The 22,781-nt window shown below is 61.9% G+C and carries 24 protein-coding genes, 1 tRNA gene and 1 pseudogene; 10 read left to right on the forward strand and 16 right to left on the reverse strand.

Going from position 1 to position 22,781, the window contains the following annotated elements:
- The first annotated feature begins 67 nt into the window (after positions 1 to 67).
- Positions 68 to 1,045, forward strand: a complete 978-nt coding sequence (locus tag BACI9J_RS20030; RefSeq protein ID WP_159735909.1) for a serine hydrolase domain-containing protein — start codon at positions 68 to 70, stop codon at positions 1,043 to 1,045.
- A 57-nt stretch (positions 1,046 to 1,102) separates the two neighbouring features.
- Here BACI9J_RS20030 and BACI9J_RS20035 read toward each other — a convergent pair whose 3' ends face one another.
- The 8 genes from BACI9J_RS20035 to BACI9J_RS20070 form a co-directional block, all read right to left on the reverse strand.
- Entirely contained in the window at positions 1,103 to 2,155 is a 1,053-nt protein-coding gene (locus BACI9J_RS20035) for a HoxN/HupN/NixA family nickel/cobalt transporter (RefSeq protein ID WP_159735910.1), read from the reverse strand.
- Complete coding sequence (locus BACI9J_RS20040) at positions 2,155 to 3,075, reverse strand: urease accessory protein UreD (protein ID WP_159735911.1); 921 nt, start codon at positions 3,073 to 3,075, stop codon at positions 2,155 to 2,157. Before BACI9J_RS20040 ends, BACI9J_RS20035 begins: the two co-directional genes overlap by 1 nt.
- A 181-nt stretch (positions 3,076 to 3,256) precedes the next feature.
- Entirely contained in the window at positions 3,257 to 3,874 is a 618-nt protein-coding gene (ureG, locus tag BACI9J_RS20045) for an urease accessory protein UreG (RefSeq protein ID WP_159735912.1), read from the reverse strand.
- A 21-nt stretch (positions 3,875 to 3,895) separates the two neighbouring features.
- Positions 3,896 to 4,567 carry an urease accessory protein UreF gene (locus tag BACI9J_RS20050; protein ID WP_159735913.1) on the reverse strand — a complete coding sequence of 224 codons (672 nt, stop codon included), beginning with the start codon at positions 4,565 to 4,567 and terminating at the stop codon, positions 3,896 to 3,898.
- Positions 4,568 to 4,765: 198 nt separating this feature from the next.
- Entirely contained in the window at positions 4,766 to 5,239 is a 474-nt protein-coding gene (gene ureE, locus BACI9J_RS20055) for an urease accessory protein UreE (protein ID WP_159735914.1), read from the reverse strand.
- Positions 5,240 to 5,255: 16 nt separating this feature from the next.
- Positions 5,256 to 6,986, reverse strand: a complete 1,731-nt coding sequence (gene ureC / locus BACI9J_RS20060; RefSeq protein ID WP_159735915.1) for an urease subunit alpha — start codon at positions 6,984 to 6,986, stop codon at positions 5,256 to 5,258.
- Positions 6,983 to 7,336, reverse strand: a complete 354-nt coding sequence (locus BACI9J_RS20065; protein ID WP_159735916.1) for an urease subunit beta — start codon at positions 7,334 to 7,336, stop codon at positions 6,983 to 6,985. The genes ureC and BACI9J_RS20065 overlap by 4 nt, the downstream gene beginning before the upstream one ends.
- A gap of 8 nt (positions 7,337 to 7,344) precedes the next feature.
- Entirely contained in the window at positions 7,345 to 7,647 is a 303-nt protein-coding gene (locus tag BACI9J_RS20070; RefSeq protein WP_159735917.1) for an urease subunit gamma, read from the reverse strand.
- A gap of 199 nt (positions 7,648 to 7,846) precedes the next feature.
- Between BACI9J_RS20070 and BACI9J_RS20075 the strand changes: the two genes are divergently transcribed.
- Positions 7,847 to 8,368: a flavin reductase family protein gene (locus BACI9J_RS20075; RefSeq protein ID WP_159735918.1), complete on the forward strand. Its 522-nt coding sequence runs from the start codon at positions 7,847 to 7,849 to the stop codon at positions 8,366 to 8,368.
- Positions 8,369 to 8,455: 87 nt separating this feature from the next.
- Here the strand turns inward: BACI9J_RS20075 and BACI9J_RS20080 are convergent, their stop codons facing one another.
- Positions 8,456 to 9,451 (reverse strand): S1C family serine protease, encoded by a 996-nt coding sequence (locus tag BACI9J_RS20080; RefSeq protein ID WP_236558788.1) that lies wholly within the window; start codon positions 9,449 to 9,451, stop codon positions 8,456 to 8,458.
- Positions 9,452 to 10,087: 636 nt separating this feature from the next.
- Positions 10,088 to 11,187: pseudogene (locus BACI9J_RS20085) on the reverse strand (D-TA family PLP-dependent enzyme).
- A 204-nt stretch (positions 11,188 to 11,391) separates the two neighbouring features.
- Between BACI9J_RS20085 and BACI9J_RS20090 the strand changes: the two are divergent.
- From BACI9J_RS20090 to BACI9J_RS20110, 5 genes are all read left to right on the forward strand, one after another.
- The gene (locus tag BACI9J_RS20090) at positions 11,392 to 12,111 is read left to right on the forward strand and encodes a GAF and ANTAR domain-containing protein (protein ID WP_159735920.1); all 720 of its coding nucleotides are present in this window, start codon (positions 11,392 to 11,394) and stop codon (positions 12,109 to 12,111) included.
- A 101-nt stretch (positions 12,112 to 12,212) separates the two neighbouring features.
- Complete coding sequence (locus BACI9J_RS20095; RefSeq protein ID WP_236558789.1) at positions 12,213 to 12,995, forward strand: GAF and ANTAR domain-containing protein; 783 nt, start codon at positions 12,213 to 12,215, stop codon at positions 12,993 to 12,995.
- A gap of 131 nt (positions 12,996 to 13,126) precedes the next feature.
- Positions 13,127 to 13,849 carry a GAF and ANTAR domain-containing protein gene (locus tag BACI9J_RS20100; RefSeq protein WP_159735921.1) on the forward strand — a complete coding sequence of 241 codons (723 nt, stop codon included), beginning with the start codon at positions 13,127 to 13,129 and terminating at the stop codon, positions 13,847 to 13,849.
- A gap of 11 nt (positions 13,850 to 13,860) precedes the next feature.
- On the forward strand, positions 13,861 to 14,169 hold the full coding sequence (locus BACI9J_RS20105) for a hypothetical protein (RefSeq protein ID WP_159735922.1): 309 nt from the start codon (positions 13,861 to 13,863) through the stop codon (positions 14,167 to 14,169).
- Positions 14,170 to 14,264: 95 nt separating this feature from the next.
- Positions 14,265 to 14,639, forward strand: a complete 375-nt coding sequence (locus tag BACI9J_RS20110) for a hypothetical protein (protein ID WP_159735923.1) — start codon at positions 14,265 to 14,267, stop codon at positions 14,637 to 14,639.
- 134 nt (positions 14,640 to 14,773) lie between these two features.
- Here BACI9J_RS20110 and BACI9J_RS20115 read toward each other — a convergent pair.
- Positions 14,774 to 14,846 (reverse strand) — tRNA-Lys (locus BACI9J_RS20115).
- A gap of 124 nt (positions 14,847 to 14,970) precedes the next feature.
- Here BACI9J_RS20115 and BACI9J_RS20120 point away from each other — a divergent pair.
- Complete coding sequence (locus BACI9J_RS20120) at positions 14,971 to 15,630, forward strand: hypothetical protein (protein ID WP_159735924.1); 660 nt, start codon at positions 14,971 to 14,973, stop codon at positions 15,628 to 15,630.
- Between the two features lie 234 nt (positions 15,631 to 15,864).
- Here BACI9J_RS20120 and BACI9J_RS20125 read toward each other — a convergent pair whose 3' ends face one another.
- On the reverse strand, positions 15,865 to 16,602 hold the full coding sequence (locus BACI9J_RS20125; protein ID WP_159735925.1) for a hypothetical protein: 738 nt from the start codon (positions 16,600 to 16,602) through the stop codon (positions 15,865 to 15,867).
- 193 nt (positions 16,603 to 16,795) lie between these two features.
- On the opposite strand from BACI9J_RS20125, the gene BACI9J_RS20130 reads away from it, so the two are divergent.
- On the forward strand, positions 16,796 to 17,413 hold the full coding sequence (locus BACI9J_RS20130) for a DUF47 domain-containing protein (protein WP_043469600.1): 618 nt from the start codon (positions 16,796 to 16,798) through the stop codon (positions 17,411 to 17,413).
- Between the two features lies 1 nt (position 17,414).
- A complete protein-coding gene (locus tag BACI9J_RS20135) occupies positions 17,415 to 18,431 on the forward strand; it encodes an inorganic phosphate transporter (RefSeq protein ID WP_159735926.1) in 1,017 nt (338 codons plus the stop codon).
- 186 nt (positions 18,432 to 18,617) lie between these two features.
- On the opposite strand, the gene pstB is transcribed toward BACI9J_RS20135, so the two are convergent.
- The 4 genes from pstB to pstS all read right to left on the reverse strand — a co-directional run bounded on the left by pstB (position 18,618) and on the right by pstS (position 22,765).
- Positions 18,618 to 19,397 (reverse strand): phosphate ABC transporter ATP-binding protein PstB, encoded by a 780-nt coding sequence (gene pstB, locus BACI9J_RS20140; protein ID WP_159735927.1) that lies wholly within the window; start codon positions 19,395 to 19,397, stop codon positions 18,618 to 18,620.
- A 71-nt stretch (positions 19,398 to 19,468) separates the two neighbouring features.
- Complete coding sequence (gene pstA, locus BACI9J_RS20145) at positions 19,469 to 20,572, reverse strand: phosphate ABC transporter permease PstA (protein ID WP_159735928.1); 1,104 nt, start codon at positions 20,570 to 20,572, stop codon at positions 19,469 to 19,471.
- Positions 20,573 to 21,505: a phosphate ABC transporter permease subunit PstC gene (gene pstC, locus BACI9J_RS20150; protein WP_024819033.1), complete on the reverse strand. Its 933-nt coding sequence runs from the start codon at positions 21,503 to 21,505 to the stop codon at positions 20,573 to 20,575.
- A 138-nt stretch (positions 21,506 to 21,643) separates the two neighbouring features.
- Positions 21,644 to 22,765, reverse strand: a complete 1,122-nt coding sequence (gene pstS, locus BACI9J_RS20155) for a phosphate ABC transporter substrate-binding protein PstS (protein ID WP_159735929.1) — start codon at positions 22,763 to 22,765, stop codon at positions 21,644 to 21,646.
- Between the last annotated feature and the right edge of the window lie 16 nt (positions 22,766 to 22,781).

A 22,781-nucleotide genomic window follows, 5' to 3' on the forward strand; every position in this document is an offset into this window, starting at 1 on the left:
GCCTATGTCTCCCCGACGTCCGAGATAGGTTCGTGTGTAAAGATCCCGAGCGAAGGCGTGAAAAACCATGGTGGAAACAGGACCCTCTGCAGACTGGGCACGCAAGCAGGTAGATCTCAATCGTGTTCCCGTAGCGGCGCTCGGCATCGCCTCGAGCCAAGGCATAGAGGACATTGTGGCGTTCGGGTCCGACGCAGGGAGGAACGCCGCAATTGATGACCATTTTGCGTTGTTCTCAGTCACCAAACCCATCAGCGCGCTGGCGGTGATGCGGCAGGTTGAATCGGGGAAGCTTTCTTTGAGAGCCTCGCTCGCTGATGCCCTCCCGGGCTTTGGCGCCGGCCGCACGGACACCGTCACCCTGGAGCAGTTGCTCAGCCACCGCTCCGGGATTTCAGACCCGGCTCTCGACGGCGGCACTCCCCTTCGCGAAGCGCTCACCTCGGCGGGTCAAACCTTTTACGCCGGCTCCCTGGTTCAGTACTGCAACATCGCCTTTGAAGGCGCGGCAGCGATGGCCGAGTGGGCCGGCGGGACTCCTTTTGAGGATCAAGTCCTGGCCCTGGCAGCCGACACCGGGGCACACAGCCTCACGTTCAGCACGGAGTCCAACCCGCACACCGTCCACGGCGCCGACGCAGCGGACCTTGACGTCCAAGCCATGTACAGGAACAGGCATCCCGGCGCGGGGCTGTTCGGCACGGTCACGGACCTGCTCAATCTGGGCGCCGAGCTCCTGCGGAATTCCGGTAAAGCCGTCCGACCCGCAACGCTTGCCGCCATGCGCCGCCCCCGGACCACCGAGGTTTCGCACATCACCACCCGGCCCGCGCCCCTACGTCACACGGGGCTCGGATTCCAGATGCCGGCCAACGAGTCCGAGCTGTTCGCACAGGGAATCTACGGACACCCGGGATGGTCCGGGACAGAATGGTGGATGTTCCCCGAACAGGACCGATGCGTCGTGTTCCTGACCAACGTGCTGGACGCACCGGAGCATGGAGTGGACACGAACGAGCTTTTCAACGCGGTGGCTGTTTCCTAACCCAAGTAGGTAGCAGTTGAGGGCGTTCTGAAGCTTCCAAACGCCCTCAACTGCGACTTAGATGGGCTGCGCTGACCGCACATGCCGGCCACGCCACGCTGATATGCCCCAGACCATCACGGACAGTCCCACCAGGAGCAGGCCGGCGTCGCCAAGGTCAATGCTGCCCAGCCACGCGGTCAGGGGGTCCTCAAGGTCAAATGCGGCGTTGACGAATCCCCCCAGCGTGATCACGGCGATGAACAACGCCGAAACCGCCGAGATGCCCGTGATGACGGCGTTGAAGCCTAGCTTTCGTTTCGGGTTGTGGATGGCCGATCTGTACATTTTCATCATGGCCACGCCGTTGACGGAGTCACAGAGGGTCATGGCGGCGGTGAACGCGAGCGGGAGCGCCATTAAGGCGAGCGGCGAAACACCGGCGAGAGACGCCGTCGTGGTGATGACCAGCAGCCCGATGGTGGTGGCGGTGTCGAACCCCAACCCGAACAGGAAACCGATCACGTAAATGTTCCGTGGCCGCTCTACTTTCCGTAGCGGCTTTGCGAGCAACCTGGCCACAAAACCCTTCGCTTCGAGGTCCTCCGGACGCACCTCACCGCCGGCCCGCACACTCCGGTAAGCATGTGCCGCACGAAAGAACGCCGAGCCGTTAAACAAGCCCATAGCCAACAGGAACAGACCGGACACTCCGCTGCCGATCAAGCCCAACACCTTGTTGCCGGTGGTGCCGTCCTCCATGAACTGCCCAATGAGCGTGGCACCCGCAACCACCAACATCCCCGCCAGGACAACCACCGAGCTGTGGCCCAGGCTGAAGGCAAAACCGACGCTCACGGGGTCCTTATGCTGCGCCACGAACTTGCGGGTGGAGTTATCGATCGCAGCGATGTGGTCCCAGTCGTAACTGTGTTTGATTCCGGCCACGTATGCGGTGACCACCAGCCCCAAAGCCAGCGGCTGCGCACCACCGGTGGTACCAAGAAGCAACAGCACGACGGCGGCAAGGTGCAAAGCGGCCACGGCGCCAAACGTGAACAACAGCCGCGTCCGCAGGGACAACGATTCCCGCTCCCGGTACATGGCGGCGAACTCGGTCAGCGCAGTCATCAATACTTCCTCAGGTTCAAGGGCGCCTGCCCATGCCAACGTTCCCGCAGAACGCCGGTGCAGGCACCCAGCAAATTGTTGAGCTCCTCAGTGCTGTTGGACAACGATCGCAGCACAAGCCCGGCACTCCCGGCAATAGTCGCCGTCAAAGACACCCCGGTATAGGCGTCAAAATCCTTGGCTAGTCGGTCCATTTCGTCAGCAAGCCCTTGATCCACCCTCGGGTCCACCACCACCAACGATCCCAAGTGGCTGAAGCCCTCCATGAACCCCATTCCTGTCACGTCATTGACAGGTGGCCGAATGAGAAGGTTGTCCAGCGCCAACAGCTTCTCCCCGTTTTGGGTGTCGATCCAGATCTCATTGCGCAGCCGCACCTCCTCAAACTTGAAGGAGGCGCCGTCCGGGGACCACCCCGGCGTGACGACTTCCGCCATGACAAGGCTCGACGTCGGGTGGAGACTGATGTGCGAATTCTGCCTGTAGCTCGCCTCCCGGTACGCAATCAACTGGTCAGGCACCAACTCCAACCGCGAGCCCTCCCCCAGCTTGATACGCATCCGCTGCTCAGCAAACGAGCCCGGAGTCCGGTAAATCTTGGTGGCCGACTGCGTGGTCAACAGCAGATCAGCCCCCGCCTCAACTTCCACGTCGATAACAAAGAGATCAGCCCCCAGGTACGCCCCGCCCGGATTGACCATCACATAACAAACCTGCCCGCTCTCATCCAGGTAATGCGGCCGGAGCACCCGCAACGCGCCCTCATGGAACTGCCGCGAAGCCACAGACCGCCCCCCGCGCACAGAAACCCCAAGCTCCAACCTCCCCCGCACGGGGCGATCTGCGATAGCCAACCCTGCGTGGGGCCCCGCGTTCACCAAAACGTCCGGGCCGAAACCGACATGAGTCGTCGTGTTCATACGCGCATCTCGCGTGGTGACGATACCACCGAGGCGGCGGAGCCGGATTTTTGGGCCGCGGCGTGGCGGGCAACGTGGGGGGCCCACTGCCGCGAGGGCCCCGACTCGAGCTTGCGAGAGTTGGGAGCGGCTGGGGACGGGCACGGCCCAAAATCCGGCGCAGCCGCCGCCCCAAGCGCCGTCACGATGTTAGGTCAAGCATCAGGACATCGCGGCGGATCCAGTTGAGGACTGCGTCCAACCCTTCGTCCGTTTTGAGGTTCGTGAAGCAGAACGGCTTGTTGCCGCGGAATTCCTTGGAGTCCCGTTCCATGATGGCGAGGTCTGCCCCCACATGCGGTGCGAGGTCGGTTTTGTTGATGATGAAGAGATCGGATTTGATCATGCCTTGTCCGGCTTTGCGGGGGATTTTTTCGCCTTGGGCTACGTCGATGATGTAGATGGAGAAGTCCACAAGTTCGGGGCTGAAGGTGGCGGAAAGGTTGTCGCCTCCGGATTCGACGAAGATGACTTGGAGGTGGGGGTGCCTGGCCTTGAGTTCTTCGATCGCGGCGGTGTTCATGGAGGTGTCTTCGCGGATGGCGGTGTGGGGGCAGCCGCCGGTTTCTACGCCGATGATGCGGTCTTCGGGGAGGATGCCGTTGGCTGCCAGGATTTTTGCGTCTTCTATGGTGTAGATGTCGTTGGTGATGGCGGCCATGGAGATCTCTGCGCTCATGTGCCGGGTGATGCGTTCCACGAGCTGGGTTTTGCCTGCTCCAACGGGTCCGCCGACGCCGATTTTGATGGGTTCTGTCATGTTTTCTGTCCTTTGCACTAGCTAGCTCATGAACATGCGGGCGCGTTGCCGTTCGTGCCGCATTTGTGAAATTTCGAGGCCGGGGCTGACGGCCCCGAAGTCGTCCCAGCACAGCTGTGCTATATCCTGGGCGGCGGCAGCAACGGCGTCGTGCGCGTCCCTCAGTACCCGCTGCCCGGCGTTCTGCCCCAGTGGAATGGCCCGCACGGCGTTCTGGGTCAAAGAAGTGACGGTGGCAAACAGATACGCAGTAAGCGCCGCTTCATAAGGAACGCCCAATGACCGGGCAATAACCCCAAAAGCCAAGGGCTGATGCCCCGCGGCACTCCCCTCACGCACCAACTGCCGGTACGCTTCCAACTCCCTCGAAGGAAATACTTCCCCGCCGATCTCCAGCAATCGTCCCCCCATTTTCAAAGAGGCCTCCCGCACCTCCCGAGCCAACAACTGTGCAGAAAGAACAGAATCCAAAACCCCCAATTCCACCCCCTCATAAAGAAAGCGAATAGCCAACCCATCCGAATAAGTCAGCTGCTGCCCCACAAAAGCCCCCAACCAATCCCCAAAAGACCCCTCATCCCCCACAAGCTCCCGATGTATGTAGCTCTCAAACCCCAAAGAATGAGCAAACGCCCCCGTAGGCAAAGCAGAGTCCGTCAACTGCTGAAGAGCCAGCTGATATCCGGCGCTCAAAGCCCACCGCCTGGGGTGAGAACGACGCGATTGAGCGGAGCTGGGAAGGGGGCCGCGGCGTGGCGGGCCACGCGGGGGGCCCACTGCCGCGAGGGCCCCGACCTGAGCTTGCGAAGGTTGGGAGCGGCTGGGGACGGGCACGGCCCCCTTCCCAGCGGAGCGCAAGCGTGTGCACCCAACCTGACGCGGCGCACGGCTTTAGTGCGAATGCTCGGCATGGCGGAATGGCACCGGCATGACCCGCTCTTGCCTGTCGTAGGGGACGCCGACGCTCTTCAGATAGTTTTCGACCGTGTGGTCATACTGGCAAACCATCACTTGGGCCTGGTACTCGGATGTTGCGTCAAAGAATTGTGCCTGCAGATGCCGGTTGCCGAGCGAATGCGCCACGACTCCCATTTCGTGGATGCTGCGCGGCGCGATCACCAGGACGTCGGTGGGCAGCACGGAGATGACGATGACGTTGTTGTCGCTGATGGCGAGGATGTCGCCGTCGCGGAGATCGCCGGTGCCGGTGGGGAGTCGGATGCCGAGTTCTTTGCCGTGGTCGGTGGTGACTCGTTGGATGCGTTTGACGAGGAGGGCGCTGGGGAGGACGACTTTTTCTTTGTGCCGGCCTGCGTAGTCGTTCGGTTGTTCGTGGAGGTTGCCCAGGATTTTTTCGATGATCATGTGATTCCTAAACGGCCTAGAAGAGGAAGTAGCGCTGGGCCATGGGCAGCACGTCGGAGGGCTGGGAGGTGACTTCGACGCCGTCGACGCTCACTTTGTACGTTTCGGGGTCGACGTCGATGTCCGGGGTTTCGCCGTTGTATTTTAGGTCCGCTTTGGTGAGGTTGCGGATGCCGGAGACGGGTTTGATGATGCGTTCGAGGCCGAGCCGGGCGGGCACTCCGGCGTCGATGGCGGCTTTGGACAGGAAAGTGATGGATGTCTGTTGGAGGGCCTTCCCGTACGTTGCGAACATGGGCCGCATGGTGCGGGGTTGGGGGGTGGGGATGGAGGCGTTGGCGTCACCCATGAGTGCGTAGGCGATCTGTCCGCCTTTGATGACGAGCTCGGGTTTCACGCCGAAGAACGCGGGGTCCCAGAGCACCAGGTCCGCGAATTTTCCTTCTTCCACGGAGCCGATGACCTCTGCCATGCCTTGGGCGATTGCGGCGTTGATGGTGTATTTGGCTACGTAGCGTTTGAGCCGGAAGTTGTCCGATTCCGGGGATCCGTGGGTGGCGCCTGAGGGGTCGTGCAGGACCCCGCGCTGGCGTTTCATGGCGTCCGCTACTTGCCAGGTGCGGGTCACCACTTCGCCTACACGGCCCATCGCTTGGGAGTCGGAGGAGGTGATGGCGAAGATGCCAAGATCATGCAGGACGTCCTCGGCGGCTATGGTTTCGGCGCGGATGCGGGAGTCTGCGAAGGCCACGTCTTCCGGGATGTCCGGGTTGAGGTGGTGGCAGACCATGAGCATGTCCAGGTGCTCTTCGATGGTGTTTTTGGTGTACGGAAGCGTGGGGTTGGTGGAGGCGGGGAGCACGTTGGGCAGGCCGGCGATCTTGATGATGTCCGGGGCGTGGCCACCGCCGGCGCCTTCGGTATGGAAGGTGTGAATCACGCGTCCGTCGATCGCCCGGATGGTGTCTTCCACAAAGCCGCACTCGTTAAGGGTGTCAGTGTGGATGGCCACTTGGACGTCGTATTCGTCGGCAACCCGAAGGGACATGTCAATGGACGAGGTTGTTGAACCCCAGTCCTCATGCACTTTGAGTCCCACGGCACCTGCGCGGATCTGCTCGGCGAGGGGCTCGACGGCGGATGCGTGGCCTTTCCCGAACAGGCCGATGTTAACGGGCAGCCCTTCGGCGGCCTGCAGCATCCGGGAGATGTGCCAGGCGCCGGGCGTGACGGTAGTGGCCTTGGTTCCTTCGGCCGGACCGCTGCCGCCGCCCACCATGGTGGTGATGCCATTGCAGAGCGCCGCGGGGACTTGTTCAGGGGAGATGAAGTGGATGTGGGTGTCAATGCCGCCGGCAGTGAGGATCTTCCGTTCACCCGCGATGATCTCCGTGCTGGCGCCAATCACAATGTCCACACCGTCAGTAATCTGCGGGTTGCCTGCCTTGCCGATTTTGAAGATGTGGCCGTCCTTCAAGGCAACGTCGGCCTTGTAGATGCCGCTGTAGTCCAGGACGGTCACGTTGGTGATGACAGTGTCCGGGATGTCTTCGGAGCGGGTGAGTTGCCCGTTTTGGCCCATACCGTCACGGATGACTTTGCCGCCGCCGAATACCACTTCTTCGCCGTAGACCGTGTAGTCCTTCTCGATCTCGAGGAACAGTTCGGTGTCCGCCAGGCGGATGGCGTCGCCGGTGGTGGGACCGTACAGTTCGGCGTACTGCTTGCGGGGAATCTCGAAGCTCACTTGGCGTCTCCTTCTGAAGCAGACCCGCTGAGGCGAGTTCCGTCGTCGAGCTTTCCATTAACAGCGTTGCTGAGCCCGTGCACCTCGCGAGCGCCGGCGATCGCGATCAACTGCACGGTCCTTCGGTCGCCAGGCTCGAACCGTGCGGCTGTTCCCGCGGGGATGTCCAGACGCCGGCCGTACGCGGCTTCCCGGTCGAATTCCAAGGCCCTGTTCGCCTCGGCGAAGTGGTAGTGCGAGCCCACCTGGACGGGCCGGTCGCCGCGGTTCACCACCTCGACGGCGGTTGCCTCGCGGCCGCTGTTGCAGGCGACGGATCCGGGCTGGAGCCTGTATTCACCGGGGATCATGGGGGCTCCTAGCGGATGGGGTTGTGGACGGTGACGAGCTTGGTGCCGTCAGGGAAGGTGGCTTCGATCTGGACGTCGTGGATCATCTCCGGAACGCCTTCCATCACGTCTTCGCGGCGCAACAGGGTGGTTCCGTAGCTCATGAGATCGGCCACTGTCCTGCCGTCGCGGGCACCTTCGATCAACTCGTAGCTGATGATCGCCACGGCTTCGGGGTAGTTCAGTTTGAGCCCGCGCCCTTGACGGCGCCGTGCGAGGTCGGCGGCCACCACGATCATGAGTTTCTCCTGCTCACGGGGCAAAAGATGCATGGTTACTCCTTGTACGTGGGCAAGTCCGGTGACAGTTGTGATCAGCGTAAGGAGCGGAAGTTTCGGCCACGTTTCCAAATCGTCTCAGTGAGGGGTCGAATTCCCCCGAATTGACCTCAACCAATGTTGAGGTTCTAGCATCGATCAGGTGCGCCTCTGCAGAGGCGCCATTACTAACCAGTCCCATGAAAGTGCATCAATGACTCACCCCGAGACCCTGCCATCCGAACCAGTCGGCGAACTTTTCAGGGCCGCGTTCCGCGCTCATCCGGCAGGGGTCTCGATTATCACGGCAATGGGACCAGAGGGAGCTGTGGGGCTTACCGCGTCCTCAGTGGCATCAGTGGCAGTGGATCCGCCCACCCTGGCCTTCTCTGTAACCAGCGGCCGTTCGGCTTCACACATCGCAGCCGCCCAAACGATCGTGGTCCATCTGCTCGGTTCCGGGCAGCTGGATCTCGCACGCACCTTCGCAGACCCATCAGCTCCGCGCTTCACGGACTCCATGGACTGGGAAGTGCTGCCCACAGGAGAGCCCCTGCTCAAAGAGGCCGCCTGGGCATTGCGGTGCGAAATCATCCACCGTGCACCGCTGGGCGGCTCCGTGTTGCTGGCGGCGAGGGTTTTGGACATCCGATCCAATGTGTCGGATTCAACTCCGCTGGTTTACCACGACCGGGAGTTTCACACGATGTTGGCGGGGGTTCCAGCAGTGGCTTAGCTGCAGGTACTGGTCCATCAGGTCGACGAAGAGTTGCCTTTGAGCAACCGTCCGGAAAGTGTCTGGCCGTTTAGAAACAGTGAGCTTCTAACAAGCAGTCGGTTCGCCGAAGGGTAGTGAGGTGCCGGCTATGAGCCAAACGGTGCCGTCCCAGTGCATTGAGTATCGGATTTTCCAGTTGGAACATGTCTGGGCGTTCGGACCATGGGCTGCGTCTTGAATGGTCTGGAGGTTCACGTCGGCGTCCAAATCATCCGCCGAAGGCGTGCCCGTGACGTTGAAGATCTCGGCTTTGGTCCAGTAGGAGGATCCGAGGTCTGCGCTCCACTTGGTGGCGTCACCGAAAGTGGCTTGTAGTTCCGGGGTCAGTAACTTGAACGCGGAGGTGTACGCGCCTTGGTTGATGCCTTGCCCGTGAAGGATCAGACTCTGGCCTATGTTGCGGGCTTGGTCGTGGTTTGCCGAGACGGTGAGTGGAAAGAAGCCAGAACCTGGCGCCGGGGCGTTTCCGCAGTCTTTGAAAGCTACGGGTGTGGATCGGGACTTCCATTCGTTGACGGCAGTCGCTACACGCGGAGCGGTTACTGCGTAGGCAATGCCTTCGGCCCTGACGTTGTCTCTGATCTCGATGGTGACAACAACGCCGGCTACCTGCCCGTCTTGGGTGATGAGTGGTCCGCCACTATTGCCGTGGTTAACCGCGGCGTCTGTTTGAATGAGGTTTTGTAGAATCCGGTCGCCTATATCTTGCTCTGCATCGAGCGCGCTGACCGTTCCCCTGGTCAGCGTGAAGGGGTGGCCCAAGGGGAATCCGAGTGCTGCTACATCGCTTCCAACGGGAGGCTCGCTGCTCCGCAGCTGAAACTGATGACCTTGAACGGGGCTGTCGGTTCTGACCAGCGCGATGTCCGCCACATCATTTTTGCCAAGAACCGTGGCATTCACTGAAGTCCGGCCGAAAGCGATGCTGATGGCTGACGCTTCTCGGACAACGTGCGCTGCGGTGACCACCAGATCCGGTCCAATGAGGAACCCGGTACCTGTGGCGCCGGCATTACACCTTGTGACATAGAACTGCCCCACGCCGGGTTGTACTTGCGCAACTACTTCGGGCCATGTTTTGGGTGTCGGGGCAGTGCTTGTACTGGCGCCTGTGACTGGTTCCTGGCTGGGAGGTGATGCACTCTCGGTGGGCGAAGAGGGTTGTTCGCTGGTTGTCGGCGGCGAAGTCTGCGGTGAAGAACCGGGCCCGGCAGTGCAGCCTGTAGCCCCAAGACAAAGGCTCAGGGCTGCCACAACTACGCAACGGATGAAGGGGCTTGGTGTGCTGCTCATCAACTACCTCCCGACGCTGAGAATGGAGCAGTGGTCTGAGCGATCTACCGTTGTGGTTCGCTCATCCACTGCCGCAAAAAGTAAGAGACGGGTCAGCAGCCGTTATGAAGAATTTGATCATGGAGGGAAATGGGAGACCTTCCCCATGATTCAAAAAAACGGCCGTTTACTCGACTCATATACCCAGCAATCACATGGTAACCCAGGAGAATCGGACCATCGGGAACCGGCACCTCCTCCGGGCGAGTCCGCAGAATGCCCTCGATCACGCGGCTACAGCCGGTCGTTCTCCAGTTAGGACGCGTCAACGTCGCTATTCCTCGCCAAGCCGTACAGCGGTCCGGTGCTTTCGGATCCGCGGGAGATCTCAACAGACAATCCTGCCTAGTTGTTCCGTCCCCGCGCCGCCACGGTCCACTGCTCCACAACTTCCCGCTGCGCACCACAGTGACCTCGTCCACCAGGTTCATAGTGAGGCACACATGGTTGGGGATGACCCGGAGCCGGGTTCCCAAGGGCGGCAGTTCCGAGGATTCCGGCCACACAACAGTGGCATGGTGCTCGGACAGCGCAGTCAATTTGGCTTCCGGGTATTCGGGAAGCCGGCCGTATCCCGTGGCCCATTCCGGGCGGTCGCTGCCAAGGACTTTGCTGCCAGCGTCCAGCACCACTCTGCGCACGTTCCCACCGCGGGCTTCATGCCTGCTGACCACGGTGGCGGCGACGGTCAGTGCGACGTCTTCCCAGCCGCAGCGTTCCAGTTCCAGCTGCTGGGCGTCGCCGAACACGTAGACGCCGGGACGAAGCTCGGTTGCTGTGGACTCACCGGAGATCAGGGCAGTGGGCGTGGATCCGCCACTGATGGTCTTCACATCAAAACCGGCCGAGGTCAGCGTCGCTGCAGCAAGGCCCAACGACTCATTCTCGTTGCTCGCCGCCCCCGTGGGCATGCCCGGCTTGTAACTGTGCCCAGGGAAGGTAAAAACGCCCCCCACCTTCAAACCTGCAGAAGAAGCAGCACGGGCAACGTCCCCCACCTCATCCGGCAGGACGCCACTGCGGTGGTGTCCGCTGTCCACTTCGATCAGCACCTCAATGCTTCCGGCATCCGCACCGAGTTGGCGGCCCATCGCCGTCGCGCTTTCCGCTGAATCCACGCCCACAGCAAGGCGACATTGAGCCGCCAAGGCGCGGAGCCGTTCCGCGTGCGGCGCCTCAACCCAGAGCGGGTAGGCGATGAAGATGTCCTTCACGCCGTCCGCCGCGAACACCTCGGCCTCGCCGATGGTGGCCACAGTAATACCAACGGCTCCCGCTGCGAGTTGCCGGCGCGCGATTTCCAACGTCTTGTGCGTCTTCACGTGCGGACGAAGCCCCAGCCCACGCCCGCGCATGCTGGACGCCATGCGTTCGATGTTCCGGTCCAGGATATCGACGTCGATCATGACGGCAGGAGTGATGACAGCAGCAGGGATCACGTTCATTCCTCAAACCCTAACGGCATCCACATTCCATCACGCTTTGGACTGCCCCTGTCTTGTTGCATGGCATCGGCGTAATGTCGGAAGTAGGAGATTTCGGGTGTGGCACTTGGTCCGGAATTGAACATCCGGGCTTTGCGCGAACACGAGCGCACTGCCGCCCTGCCGGTGATGCGTGGACTCCGGCGCTGCTGGAATTGAGGCCGCATGGCCCAGAACGACGCAGTACCAACAGCTGAGCAGCTGCAGGACCTGCTGCTGGAGAGCCCGGGTTTCACCGAATTCCTTCTAGGTTTGGCAACCATTTCGGCGTCCCTTCTGGGCGGGGATAGTCCCATGCTGTGCGCTATCACCGTTGAGCGCGACGGCGGCCCTTCCACTGTGGCCAGCAGCAGTGACGCTGCCCGGCGCTTGGATGAAAAACAATACGAGTTCGACGACGGCCCTTGCCTTACGGCACTCCGGCAACAGCGCACCGTGTTGATTCCGGATCTTCAGACCGACGAGTCCTGGCAGCACTATGCAAAAGCGATCTCCAATGAAGGTATTCGGACTGTGTTGGCAGTGCCTATCCAAACCGATGACGGGTCAAAATCTGCCTTGAACTGCTACTCCACGGAGCTGGGGACCTTTGGTCCGGACACCATTGCCCGCGTGGAGGCGCATGCCGAATCCCTGTCACGGATTTTGCGGTTGGCCCTACGCATGCACGCCGAGGATCCGTATCCTGAACATTTGCGGTCTGCGTTCAAATCCCGGGCAATCGTGGATGCTGCAATCGCCCTGATCATGGTGCAGAACCATTGCAACCGGGAATCAGCCCTACGGCTCATCCAAGTGGCCTCGCGCAACAGTAATAAACGGCTTCATGAAATAGCCGGAGACATTCTGGACCGTGCCGGCTATATGGACCAAGGTGGAAGGTAGGTTCCGGATTGGAGGATACGCCCACTAATTGGCTTTGGAAGCCAACCGCAACGGAGTATCGGCTTAGCCCGGGCCGGATGGAGTAGTGAAGGAAACACGCTTTGACTGAGGCTCAGCCTTCTAAACAGATCATGGGCCCTCCCGCGGACGAGGACCAGGTAGATCTGACGGACTTCCTGGCGCACCTGCAGGACCTGCTTGTGGAAAATGCTGACATTCGGGAATTTCTCCAAGACCTTGTAGACATGACTGCGAGGAAACTGACCCGCGAGGGCAACACCATCGCTTGCGGTGTGACTGTAATTCGGCAGAAAAAGCCAGTTGCTGTAGCGGATAGCGATCCTTTGGCCCGCAAACTGGACGACATCCAGAACAGCTTCGGCGACGGTCCTTGCCTAACAGCCCTCCGCACCCGCACTGTGACTCACGTTCCGGACGTCCACAAGGAAACGCGGTGGGCTGATTATATGAAGGCTGCCGCCTGCACAGACGTTGGCTCAATTCTCGCGTTGCCTATGGAACTGAACAGCACTGCCGAGGCCGTAGTGAACCTTTACTCGACGAGTCCCCATGGCTTTTCCCATGACGACATGGCAACAGCTGAGCGGCTCACCGCCACTGGCGCGAAAGCCGTCTACTTGGCACTGAAGATCGCCCAATTACGGGATGCGCGCGAGAACCTCGCAGCAGCGTTGGCCTCCCGCACGGCGATCGATACCGCCGTCGGAATCGTCATGGCGCAGAACCGCTGCAGCCGCGATGCCGCATTCCAGATCCTGGTCAGTGCTTCCAGCCATCGCAACATAAAACTCCACAAGGTAGCGGAGAGAGTCATCAGCCACGTTGCGGGAGATCGGAATATCTCCACCGCATTTGAGGAGTAAAAATTGGACCTTTGCAATTGGGGCCTGAGGTTGCAAAAGCACTAGGCTGGAAATGCACTGCGGGGTCCAGCAATTCAGAGAATTTACGTGTCGGGCCGCCGGTACGAACATGAACGGCCGAGGAGAAGACCATGACGAAGAAGCAACTTCCTCTGGACGAGCTCTCAGGTGCCATCGGCAGGATTCTGGGCCTTCTCCTCACCGAGGAAAAAGTTGATCAGGCCGTGCAGAACCTGTCCCTGGCCATCAAGGAATCCGTGCCGGGGACAATTGGCGCAGGAGTGTCCATCCTTGATTCCCAAGCGCGCAGAACCAGCACAGGTTTCACGGACAGCATTGTGGAGCAGGCGGACCACCTGCAATACGAGCTGGGCCAAGGCCCTTGCCTTACTTCCTGGGCGTTTGAGGAATCGGTCCTTCTCGACGACGTCCGCACCGATACCCGCTGGCCCGAATGGAGTGCAGCAGTCAGCGCGTTGCCCATCAGGTCGGTCATCAGCGCCCCGCTCATGGCCAACGGGCACAGCATCGGTGCCATTAAGGTCTATGCGTCCGAGCCATCCGTTTTTGACACCGCCGCGGTATCCCTCATGGAACTCTTCGCCTCCCCCGCCGCCACGCTCCTCTCCCACATTCAAAGCGCGGAGACCCCCAAACGCATCAGCGAGGGCCTCCAGACCGCCCTGCACAGCAGGGATATGGTGAATCGCGCCTGCGGGATACTTATGGAGCGCCACAAAATTACTCATGAGCGAGCCCTTCAACAGTTGATACTCCAGTCGCGCAACAAGGACCAGAGCCTGCAGGAAGTCAGCGCGGAGCTCGTAGCCGGGATCCCGGCAGACCGGAACTAGGGCCGCAGGACATGGGCTTCGATAACAACGAACCCGAGCAACGCCGCAGACTCCACGCGGCGCTCTCAGGCGCGGGGATCACCACAGGCAACCTGTGGCTGCAGTACTTCAGCATCGGAGGTTCGGTAGGCGAGTACGAGGTTGAGGCCTACTTGCAGGGCATGCTCTCCCTTCCCGAACTGGAACGGGACCTCCTTGCCATGGCCGCCAACGAGCTGTCCAACAGTGGTCCCGGACCCCATGCCCCATACTCAGACGAGTTCCCCCTCCAATCTCCAGGCGAAACCGATGTACCGGACGACGGGCCTGCCTCCTCGTAGCCGACACACACCGCTCATTTTCCTGCAACGCCCCCGCAACATACATGCGGAAAGCTGGATCTCATGGATGACGCATCCAGCGGAGGGGAGCAGAAATGAGCATTGCAAACAGGGATCTTTTCCAGGCGCTGAAGACACAAGCCAGCCTGGCGCAGGCGTTCGGCACTCTGCCGGGCAGCCAGGATGAGCCACACGCACTGAACCCGGGCGACTACATCGAGGCGTGGCACAACGGCCGCCTCTACCACCGGGGCACCGTGGTCAAGACAGTCGCGGGGACAGACCTCTTCTGGCTCCAGGATGACACCGGCAGCCGCCGCCTGCTGGACATGGAGTCGATGGAGATCGTTACCGGCAAGGAGCCGGCTAACGCACCTGCGACGCCGGCACCGGAGCCCACACGGACAGCTACGGTCACACCAATCTCGGCGTATCCGCTCTTCACGGACGGATCACAGGCGATCGCCTAGGGGCTACCCGCCCCGTCCCGCAGTTGTTCGCTGCCCTGACCGTTGTGCGGCGGGAGATTCGAACGAGGGCGGGTTCCGCGGTAGGGCGCACAAAAAATCCCCCGGAACCGTGTGGTCCCGGGGGATTTGGAGGGTGGGCCCTGTGGGGATCGAACCCACGACCCACGGATTAAAAGTCCGATGCTCTACCAACTGAGCTAAAGGCCCTCCAGCTGTTGAAACAGCCATGAATACTGTACCCCAACGTCAAGGCAGACGAGGAACTCAAGGTGACGTGCGCCGTCGGCAACCGTTACTCGACCCCACCAGAGCACAGGAGTACGGTGAACTCATGAGCGAACAGCCAGGATCACGTGCGTACGGCGGAGCAAACAGGCATCACAAGCCCAAGCCCTTCGCGCCCATCGATTTTGAACCGTTCGCAGGTGGTGCCGATCCCGCTCGGGTTTCAGAGGCCGCCCACCTTGCCGCCCAGGCGCTGGTGAGGCGCGGCCGGGACAGCGACGACCCCAAGGTCACCCGCCGACTCGTGAAGCTGGCAGATGAGCAGGGCCTCGAAGCCATCGCGGAGATGTGGGCCGAAAGTCCTGCACGTTCGCTTCCCGGCGCCCTCTGGAGGCTCTACGCGCTCCGCGCCGCCACCATCCAAAATCCCGAACGGATCTCCGTCTATTTCAGGGCCGGCCGCGACACCGCGCAGGTTTCCAACGTGGTGGCAGGGGCAGCTGAGCCGCCGGGTGCCGATGAAATGAAGACCATGGCTGACGCCATTTTGTCCGGCGCTTTCGACGGCGAGTTCGACGTCGCGCTGGAACGTTCCGCTGCTTTCTGCCGCGTGGTGGCGCTCGGCCAGGCGACCCTTGCCGACGGCGCGGAGTACAGCAACGAAGGCCACGCCAGCAAGCTCACGCGCAATTCGCATCAGCTGGTGAAAACCGCGGAGGACCTTGAGCATGCAGCCAACGCGTGGCGCCTGGGCGAGCTGGACTAGCCGGCAAAAGGGGAGAAACGTACCCACGTCGCGCCCGGCCTGTCAATGTTGACTTAGCCCGCCTGACGGTGAAAACTAAAGCTGGTGTCGAACCGCGAAACCCCCGGGCTTCAACATATAGCCGCTTCGAGCGGCCTACCGCCGAGAGGCGTATCCGGTTCGGCACCATTTTTATGCCCGAACGCAGTTTGCCCGGGCCGGCACTGAGGCGGACCCGGGCAAACGCGGCCGGAATTACTTCAGTGTGACCGTGGTTTCGGCTGTTTCCTTCTTGTCATGATCAAGGTCGCCGTCGGCGCCCTGAGGCGTCATGGTCACCTTGATTTCGGTTTCCTTGCCGGCGGTGTAGCCGAAGTTCTCTGCGATGTTGAAGGACTCACCCGGCTTCAGCACGAACGGGTCCTTCTCCTTCAGCTTGGCGCCGGAACTGGAAAGCCCGTGCTTCTTGAAACCCTCGCTGCTGGAATCCGACGGCATCCCGCCGAGGTACTTCCAGTCCGTGTACTTTGCGTTGGGAGTGATCAGCGAGTGACTCAGGGGGATCTCAGCTGATGAGGTGTTGGTGACCACGTAGTTCAGGTACACCACGGGATCACCCTTCTTCAGCAGGTTCTCCTTGGTCTCCTTGTCCACGAACATGCTGTCCTTGGACGCCACATCGGTGGCCACCTGGTAAATGTCCACGCTGAAGCTGTCGCCCTTGATGGTGCCCAGCTTGTCCCCTGCTTCGGAGATCGGCAGTGCCCAAGCGGCTACCTTGTAGGAACCGGACGATGTACCGGCATCCTCAGACGAGGTGGTGGCCAGCGGGGACGCCGACGCGGCAGACGCGGAGGAGGCAGGCGCGGAGGAGGACGACGACGATTCGGGACCACCCGTCGTCGAGCCCGCCGTTGCTCCGCCACAGGCAGTCAGAGCCAGCAGGCCGGCAACGGCGAGGCCGGAAAGTTTCATGACATTGCTGAATCGCATGGTTCCCCCATTGAGTGGATTAATTGGTGCCTGACTAAGTGTTGCATGCCGGAGGCAGTGCAGCGATGGGGAGAACTGCCCGCAACGCCCCTGAGCTTCGCAGCCACCGCCGCCGGACCGGTAAAGTTGGGACCGAAACGGGCGGCGTCAAGTCAAACTGCCCGTGCCCATCCGTCCCTGCCCCGGAAGCGACATGAAGCTGCGCCTTTTTCCCCAGGAACCTGCCGGGCTCGTACTGCTCGCGCAGATGGCCGGCGTTATTGTTGCCGCCACTGGAACGCTCTCCGAAATACTCGGCGCGCCGGCCAGTGAGCACCAGCGCCTGGCCGAAGAGCTGCACGAGCATGAGTCCAAGTCCTTGGACCTCCATTTCGCGTTGCTGACGCACATGCGGACCAGCTTTGTGAACCCGCTCCCCCGCGAGGACATGTACACGCTCTCCCGCCACCTCAACGAGGCCATGGAGAAGCTGGACGCCGCCGGAGACCTCGTAGCACTCTACAAACTGGACCGCCTGCCCAAACGTGCCGCGGACCAGTTGGAGATCATCAGCCGGCAAGCCGAGCTCACAGTGGACGCCATGCGGAAACTCGAGGACTTGGACGAGCTTGAGGACTACTGGATCGAGATCCTTCGGCTGGCCAAGCGCGCCGAACGCTCACACCGCATCTGGGTGGCCGAGATGCTCAAGGACATGAAGTCCACGCAGTACGCCCGGCACAGGGACATCGCCAACCAGTTGGTGGAAGTTACCAAGGACATGCGGAAGGTCGCCACCCAGGTAGGCAGCATCATCGTCAAGGAATCATGACGTGACCATCGCCTTCCTGGTCCTCGTAGTTGCTTTGGCCTCCGGGTTCGCTTTCCTCAACGGCTTCCGCGATGTCTCCAACTCCGTGGCACTCTCCACGCGGACCCGCGCCCTCACGCCGTCCATCGCGGTGCTTCTCGCCGCCGTCTTCAACTTTGTGGGTGCCATGCTCAGCGGCACCTTCATCCTGGCCTTCACGCAGTCGTGGATCACCCTGCCCAGTGGCACCAGCGGGCTGACCTTGCTGGCTTCCGCCCTCACAGCAGCCATCCTGTGGGGCGTGTATGCGTGGTGGCGGGGCATCCCCTTATCCTCCACGAACTCGCTGGTTGGCGGCCTGATCGGGGCCGGTACCGCAAGCGTCCTGGTGGGCGGGAATGCCGTGGACGGCATGGACAACGTCATGCTCACGCAAGTGGCTTTGCCTTTGGTGCTGTCCCCCGTGATCGCCTTCGTGGCTGCCTACCTGCTGGTGTGGCCGGTGACCTGGGCTGCGCGCTACACACAGCCCAACGTGGTGAACCGGAGGTTCCGCCGGGCACAGGCGGTCTCCGCAGCTGCTGTGGCGTTCGGCCACGGGCTTCAGGATGGGCAGCGCACGGCCGCCGTGATGGTGTTGGCCATGGTTGCCGCCGGGTTGTCCGGCGGAAACGACGTACCGGTCTGGATCCTGCTCCTCACGGCCATCATGCTCACCGCCGGCACCATGTTCGGCGGCTGGCGGATCTCCCACACCCTTGGACACAAACTTATTCGGGTGGATCCGCTGCGCGGTTTCGTGGCGCAAACCTTGACGTCCGTAATGCTCTTCATCGGCGCAATCGGGTTTAACTTGCCCCTGTCCACTACGCATACGTTAACGGCGTCGGTGCTGGGTGCTGGAGTGAACCAGCGGTTCCACACTGCCAACAGGCGCCTGGTCCGGCGCATCCTGCTGTTCTGGGTGGCCACGCCGTTGATCACGGCCGCTGCGGCCTTCGTTCTGGAGCTGGCGTTCTCGCCCCTCGCGAGCCTGTAACCCTCCCGTACGCACCCAAGTGGTCGCGCCCAACTAAGGGACAGCAAACGTCGCAATGAGCGCCCATTGCGACGTTTGCTGTCCCCCAGTTGGGTACAAAAAACGACGGCGGCCGTACCCCCAAGGCGACGGCCGCCGTCGTTCTGTGCCGACTCCCCCCATAGAAGCCGGAACCTGCAGGACCCCTTATCCGAAGCGGCCGGAGACGTAGTCTTCCGTTGCCTTCTGGCCGGGGTTGTTGAAGATGCTGGTGGTGTCTGCGAACTCGATCAGCTTGCCGGGCTTGCCGGTGCCTGCGATGTTGAAGAACGCGGTCTTGTCTGACACACGGGCGGCCTGCTGCATGTTGTGGGTCACGATCACCACTGTGTACTGGTCCTTGAGCTCGTTGATGAGGTCCTCAACGGCCAGTGTGGAGATGGGGTCCAGGGCGGAGCAGGGCTCGTCCATGAGGATCACCTGGGGCTCCACTGCGATGGCGCGGGCAATGCAGAGGCGCTGCTGCTGGCCACCGGAAAGGCCGGAGCCGGGCTTGTCCAGGCGGTCCTTGACCTCGTTCCAGAGGTTGGCGCCCACCAGGGACTTCTCCACCAAGGCATCGGCTGCGCCCTTGGAGATCTTCTTGTTGTTAAGCTTCACGCCGGCCAGCACGTTGTCGCGGATGGACATGGTGGGGAACGGGTTGGGGCGCTGGAAGACCATGCCCACCTGGGTGCGGACGGTTACGGGGTCCACGCCGGCGCCGTAGAGGTTGTCGCCGTCCAGAAGGACTTCGCCTTCGACGCGCGCGCCGGGAAGGACCTCGTGCATGCGGTTCAGCGTGCGGAGGAAGGTGGACTTGCCGCAGCCGGACGGGCCGATGAAGGCCGTGACGGACTTGGCCTGGATGTTGATGTTGACGTCCTCGACGGCCAGGAAGTTGCCGTAGTAGACATTCAGGTCTTTGACGTCGATGCGCTTGGACATGGTGTTCCTTTGTTCCTTGGGGGTTCTGGAAGTGTGAAGGCGCCGCTTGCAAATAAGCGACGGCGGCCCGGCTAGCGTCCCGTTTTGGGCGCGAACAGACGGGCGATGAGGCGGGCTCCGAGATTCAGGAGCATCACCAGGATGATCAGCACCAGCGCCGCACCCCAAGCACGCTGATCCGACGGCTCAGGGTTGGACGGCGAGGTGGGGTTGAGGATCTGGGTGTAAATGAAGGTAGGCAGCGAGGCCATCCAGCCGCCGAACACGTTGTTGTTGATGGTGGTGGCGAAGCCTGCGGTCACCAGGATGGGTGCGGTCTCGCCTATCACGCGGGCGATCGCCAAGGTGACGCCGGACGCAATGCCGGAGATCGCCGTCGGGATAACCACTTTGGTGATGGTGCGCCATTTCCGGACGCCCAGCGCGTACGAGGCCTCGCGGAGCTCGTTGGGGACAATCTTGAGCATTTCCTCGCTGGAACGGACCACAACGGGGATCATCAGGACTGAAAGCGCGACGGCGGCTACCGCACCGGTCTTGGTGCCGGGGCCAACGATTGCGAAGAAGAACGCTGCCGCGAAGAGGCCGGCCACAATCGACGGGATGCCGGTCATGACATCCACGAAGAACGTGATGGCGCGGGCCAGCGGACGGTCGTTGCCGTATTCCACCAGGTAAATGGAGGTAAGGAGGCCCACGGGTACGGAGATGACGGTGGCCAGGAGCGTGATCTGGAGGGTTCCCAGCAGTGCATGGTAGATGCCGCCGATGACCGGGGCTCCTTCTTCCACTGCCTTGTTGTCGAAAGCACCGGTGACGCCGTTCATGGAGGTGCCCAGGAAGCCGGGGGTGATCAGGCCGGGGATGCCGTTGACCAACACGGTGAAGATCACCGAGATCAGGGGCAGGAGTGCAACCAGGAACGAGCCCACCACCAGGCAGGTGGCGAGCTTGTCCTTGGCCTTCCGCGAACCTTCAACGGCACCGCTCCAGGAAACCAGGCCAAAGGCGAACAGGATGGCGGAGACGATGCCCCAGCCGAAGGCGTTGAAGCCGATGAGCGCCATGATGGCCGCGCCCACAATGAGCGCGACGGCCAGGACAATGTAGGGCGCGAACTTGGGCAACTGGCCCTTGGTGAGCGCTGAGCGCTTGCGGACTACTGTGGCGGACATTTAGTTGGCTCCCGAGAATTCTTTGTGCCGGGTGATGATCCAGCGGGCGATCATGTTCACGCCCAGGGTGATGACGAACAGCACCAGGCCGGCAGCGATCAGCGTGTTGACCTTGATGCCGCTGGCTTCGGGGAAGTTCAAAGCAATTTCGGCCGCGATGGTCTGGTTGCCGGACTGGATGAGGCTCGCAGTGAGAACGCCGGAGGAGAGCACCAGGGCAACGGCCATGGTCTCGCCAAGTGCCCGGCCGAGGCCCAGCATGATGGCACTGATGATGCCCGGGCGGCCGAAGGGCAGCACAGCCATCTTGATCATTTCCCAGCGGGTGGCTCCCAGTGCGAGCGCTGCTTCCTCGTGCAGCTTGGGGGTCTGCAGGAAGATTTCGCGGGACAGGGAGGTGATGATGGGCAGGACCATGACGGACAGGACGATGCCTGCGGTGAGGATGGTTTTGCCGGTGGCGGATGCCGGTCCTTCGAAGATGGGGATCCAGCCGAGGTAGGTGGCCAGCCAGTCGTAGGCCGGTGAGATTTCCTTGGCCAGGAAGGCAGCACCCCAAGCGCCGTAAACAACGGAGGGGATTGCTGCGAGCAGGTCCACCACGTAACCCAGCCCGGCCGCGAGGCGTCGGGGAGCGTAGTGCGAGATGAACAGTGCCACGCCGATTGCCACGGGGGTTGCGATGACGAGCGCAATCACGGCGGCAATCAGGGTGCCCACCACGATCGGGGCGATGTAGGCGAAGAAGCCGTTGCCGCCTTGGATGTCTTCAGCGGGGGCCGTGAGGGCCGGGATTGCCTGCACCACAAGGAACAGCGCGACTCCGAAGAGGACCGCGAGAATCAGGCACCCTGCGGCCATGGCGGCCCCGGAGAAAACCTTGTCCCCGGCGCGTCCTGCGCCTTGGGAGGTTGTCAGGGAGTTGGTGGTCACTTCACGATCCTTAAGTCTGGAGTGAACTGGTCTTACATGGCTAAGTTCCCTGCCCCGGTCCGGTGCCGCGGTGGCCACCGGAGAGCGGGACAGGGAACTTCAGTGTTCAGCCGGGTTCAGCAAACCCGCCGCGAAACCTTAGGACTTGGCCTTGATGGTTTCGATAGCGGCCTTGGCCTTTTCCTGCAGCGTCTTGGAGAGCGGTGCGGACTTTGCGGCGTCAGCTGCGGTCTTCTGTCCTTCGTCGGAAACGACGTAGCTTTCGAAGCCCTTGACCAGGTCAGCAACTTCCTTGGTCTCGTAGGTGGTGCACACAACGTGGTACGAGACGAGGACTACGGGGTAAGCGCCCGATGCTGTGGTTTTGCGGTCAAGCTTGATGGCAACATCGTTGGCGGCGCGGCCGTCAACGGGCTTGCCGGCTTCCACTGCCTTGGCTGCGGCGTCGGCGGAGATCTTGACGAATTCCTCGCCTACCTTGATGGAGGCGGTGCCCAGCTTGCCGGAAACGGCGGAGTCATCAGCGTAGGTCACGGCGCCCGGGGTGTCGGTGACGGTCTTGACCACACCGGAGGTGCCCTTGGCGTTCTCGCCTGCCAGGCTTGCGGGCCAGATGCCGGCAGCCTTGTCCGTCCACACCTCGGGTGCAGCGGCTGCGAGGTAATCGGTGAAGTTGGTGGTGGTGCCGGAGTCATCGGAGCGGTTCACCGGGGTGACCTTGAGGTCCGGGAGGGTGACGCCTTCGTTGAGGGCGGCGATTGCGGGATCGTTCCAGTTTGCGATCTGTCCCCGGAAGATCTTGGCCACCGTTACGGCGTCGAGCTTCAGTTCTTTGACGTCCGGGATGTTGAAGGCCACAGCGATCGGGGAGATGTACACCGGGATGTTGATGGCGCCGTCAGGGCCGCACTTGGCCTTGGAGCTTTCCAGCTCTTCGTCCTTCAGGTAGGCGTCCGAGCCGGCGAACTGTGCCGAGCCGTCGATGATGGCCTTGCGGCCTGCGCCGGAACCGTCCGGGGAGTACTGAACAGTGGCACCGGAGTTGGCGGCGGAGAAGCCGGCCTTCCAGGCGTCCATGGCTGCGCCGGTGGAGGAGGCGCCAATGCCGGTCAGGGTGCCGGTGACCTTGGTGCCGGACGCGGCCGACTGGGTGCCGCCAGTGGTGCCCGTTGCGTTGTCTGAACCGCAAGCAGTGAGCGCGAGAGCGCCGGCTGCGATGACCGCGATTGCCGCGTTGCGGCCGAAGTGAGTTGCCTTCACTTGGATGTGCCCCTTC

The sequence above is a fragment of the Arthrobacter sp. 9V genome (assembly GCF_902506065.1).
In the GTDB taxonomy this organism is placed as follows: domain Bacteria; phylum Actinomycetota; class Actinomycetes; order Actinomycetales; family Micrococcaceae; genus Arthrobacter.

Excerpts from the sequence above, each read along its gene's own strand:
- BACI9J_RS20090 (WP_159735920.1), top strand. The coding sequence starts at position 11,392 with ATGGCCCAGAACGACGCAGTACCAACAGCTGAGCAGCTGCAGGACCTG.
- BACI9J_RS20100 (WP_159735921.1), top strand. The coding sequence starts at position 13,127 with ATGACGAAGAAGCAACTTCCTCTGGACGAGCTCTCAGGTGCCATCGGC.
- pstB (WP_159735927.1), bottom strand. The coding sequence starts at position 19,397 with ATGTCCAAGCGCATCGACGTCAAAGACCTGAATGTCTACTACGGCAAC.
- BACI9J_RS20125 (WP_159735925.1), bottom strand. The coding sequence starts at position 16,602 with ATGCGATTCAGCAATGTCATGAAACTTTCCGGCCTCGCCGTTGCCGGC.
- BACI9J_RS20035 (WP_159735910.1), bottom strand. The coding sequence starts at position 2,155 with ATGACTGCGCTGACCGAGTTCGCCGCCATGTACCGGGAGCGGGAATCG.
- BACI9J_RS20075 (WP_159735918.1), top strand. The coding sequence starts at position 7,847 with ATGACTCACCCCGAGACCCTGCCATCCGAACCAGTCGGCGAACTTTTC.
- BACI9J_RS20030 (WP_159735909.1), top strand. The coding sequence starts at position 68 with ATGGTGGAAACAGGACCCTCTGCAGACTGGGCACGCAAGCAGGTAGAT.
- BACI9J_RS20105 (WP_159735922.1), top strand. The coding sequence starts at position 13,861 with ATGGGCTTCGATAACAACGAACCCGAGCAACGCCGCAGACTCCACGCG.
- BACI9J_RS20065 (WP_159735916.1), bottom strand. The coding sequence starts at position 7,336 with ATGATCCCCGGTGAATACAGGCTCCAGCCCGGATCCGTCGCCTGCAAC.
- ureG (WP_159735912.1), bottom strand. The coding sequence starts at position 3,874 with ATGACAGAACCCATCAAAATCGGCGTCGGCGGACCCGTTGGAGCAGGC.
- BACI9J_RS20040 (WP_159735911.1), bottom strand. The coding sequence starts at position 3,075 with ATGAACACGACGACTCATGTCGGTTTCGGCCCGGACGTTTTGGTGAAC.
- BACI9J_RS20070 (WP_159735917.1), bottom strand. The coding sequence starts at position 7,647 with ATGCATCTTTTGCCCCGTGAGCAGGAGAAACTCATGATCGTGGTGGCC.
- BACI9J_RS20130 (WP_043469600.1), top strand. The coding sequence starts at position 16,796 with ATGAAGCTGCGCCTTTTTCCCCAGGAACCTGCCGGGCTCGTACTGCTC.
- BACI9J_RS20120 (WP_159735924.1), top strand. The coding sequence starts at position 14,971 with ATGAGCGAACAGCCAGGATCACGTGCGTACGGCGGAGCAAACAGGCAT.
- ureE (WP_159735914.1), bottom strand. The coding sequence starts at position 5,239 with ATGATCATCGAAAAAATCCTGGGCAACCTCCACGAACAACCGAACGAC.
- pstA (WP_159735928.1), bottom strand. The coding sequence starts at position 20,572 with ATGTCCGCCACAGTAGTCCGCAAGCGCTCAGCGCTCACCAAGGGCCAG.
- BACI9J_RS20110 (WP_159735923.1), top strand. The coding sequence starts at position 14,265 with ATGAGCATTGCAAACAGGGATCTTTTCCAGGCGCTGAAGACACAAGCC.